Origin of the sequence: Mesorhizobium sp. M1A.F.Ca.IN.020.06.1.1 (assembly GCF_004023265.1) — a bacterium.
GTDB lineage: Bacteria > Pseudomonadota > Alphaproteobacteria > Rhizobiales > Rhizobiaceae > Mesorhizobium.
Genome location: NZ_RZSR01001155.1, coordinates 1 through 1,645, shown reverse-complemented (window position 1 = coordinate 1,645; position 1,645 = coordinate 1). Strand labels below are relative to the sequence as shown.

Genomic DNA, 1,645 nt, shown 5'->3' with positions numbered 1-1,645 from the left:
CCCCTATTCCGACCGCGACAAAGTGACGTGGGCAGAGATCAGCCAGTTGCCGCTCTGCCTGCTGACGCCGGACATGCAGAACCGCCGCATCATCGACCAGCATCTGGCGGAAGCCGGCGTGCAGGTGCGGCCGACACTGGAATCCAACTCGATGATCGTGCTGTTCTCGCATATCCGGACCGGCAAGTGGTCATCGATCATGCCGCTCAACCTTGCGGAAACATTCGGCTTTTCCGAACCGATCCGGGCCATTCCGATAGTCGATCCGGATGCCAGCCACACGGTCGGGCTGGTGGCGGCGCCGCGCGAGCCGCACACGCCGCTGGTGCAGGCGCTGCTGGACGAGGCAATGGCGCTGGCAGACGATTTCCGTTCCCACCGCTAGGCTAGACAATGCGGGCTCAGCGTTTCTGATAGAAAATTTCTATCAAGCGACGAGACTGCTTTATTGATCTCGGAGGTTTCCTCTGATTTCATAAGGACTTAGCGATATCGCGCCCTGTGCATGTCGTTGCCCCAAAACCGCTCTATATTTTGGGGTGACATATGTGTTGGCGCCACGGCCAGGGAGGGCGCTGCATGCCGATGCAGCCTGCAAGTACCGAGATCGCGTCGCGCATAGCGGCGATCATCGAGGAGTTGAAGGACCTCGAAGGTCCGTTGCTGCCGATTCTCCACGGCATCCAGGAAGAATTCGGCCATGTGCCGCAGGCGGCGCTTCCGGTCATCGCCGACGGGCTGAACCTCTCGCGAGCGGAGGTGCATGGCGTCGTCACCTTCTATCACGATTTCCGCGCCAAGCCGGCCGGCCGGCATGTGCTGAAGCTCTGCCAGGCGGAAGCCTGCCAGTCGATGGGTTCGGAAGCCGTCGCCACCAAGGTCAAGCAACTGCTCGGCATCGATTTTCACGAGACCGCACGCGACGGATCGGTTACACTGGAGCCGGTCTATTGCCTCGGGCTTTGCGCCTGCTCGCCGTCGGCGATGCTCGACGGCGAAGTGATCGGCCGGCTCGACGACGAGAAGATCGAAGAGATCGTCGCGGAGGTGCGTTCATGATCCCGCGCATCTACATCCCTGCCGATTCCGGTGCTCTGGCGCTCGGCGCCGAAAAGGTCGCCAGGGCGATCGAGAAGGAGCTCAAGGAGCGCGGCGTCGAGGCCAAGATCGTGCGCAACGGCTCGCGCGGCGCCTATTTCCTGGAGCCGATGGTCGAGGCTGCGACCGCCGAGGGCCGCGTCGCCTACGGGCCGGTCAAGCCGTCTGACGTGAAAAGCCTGTTCGACAGCGGTTTCCTCAAGGGTGGCCATCACAAGCGCTGGCTGGGTGCGCCAGACAAGATCCCCTTCCTCGCCAAGCAGACGCGGCTGACCTTCGCGCGCTGTGGCGTGATCGACCCGCTGTCGCTCGACAGCTATAAGTCGCATGGCGGTCTGAGAGGCCTGCAGAACGCGGTCGCCATGGCGCCGGCCGAGATCGTGAAACAGGTGACCGAGTCCGGCCTGCGCGGCCGCGGCGGCGCCGGCTTCCCGACCGGCATCAAGTGGAAGACGGTTCTCGATACGAATTCCGAACGCAAGTATATCGTCTGCAACGCCGACGAGGGCGACAGCGCCACCTTTGCCGACCGCATGATCATGGAGGG

The 1,645-nt window shown here is 62.9% G+C and carries 2 protein-coding genes and 1 pseudogene; all 3 read left to right on the top strand.

The annotated features are described in order from the left end of the window. Positions 1-385: LysR family transcriptional regulator substrate-binding protein (locus tag EOA60_RS31980; RefSeq protein ID WP_164899733.1), on the top strand; the 385-nt coding region annotated here is incomplete at its 5' end. 194 nt (positions 386-579) lie between these two features. After that, positions 580-1,059, top strand: coding sequence for a formate dehydrogenase subunit gamma (locus EOA60_RS31975; protein ID WP_067003616.1), 480 nt, complete (start codon positions 580-582; stop codon positions 1,057-1,059). Beyond that, positions 1,056-1,645: pseudogene (locus EOA60_RS31970) on the top strand (formate dehydrogenase); the annotation flags it as partial. The gene EOA60_RS31975 and the pseudogene EOA60_RS31970, both read left to right, overlap by 4 nt.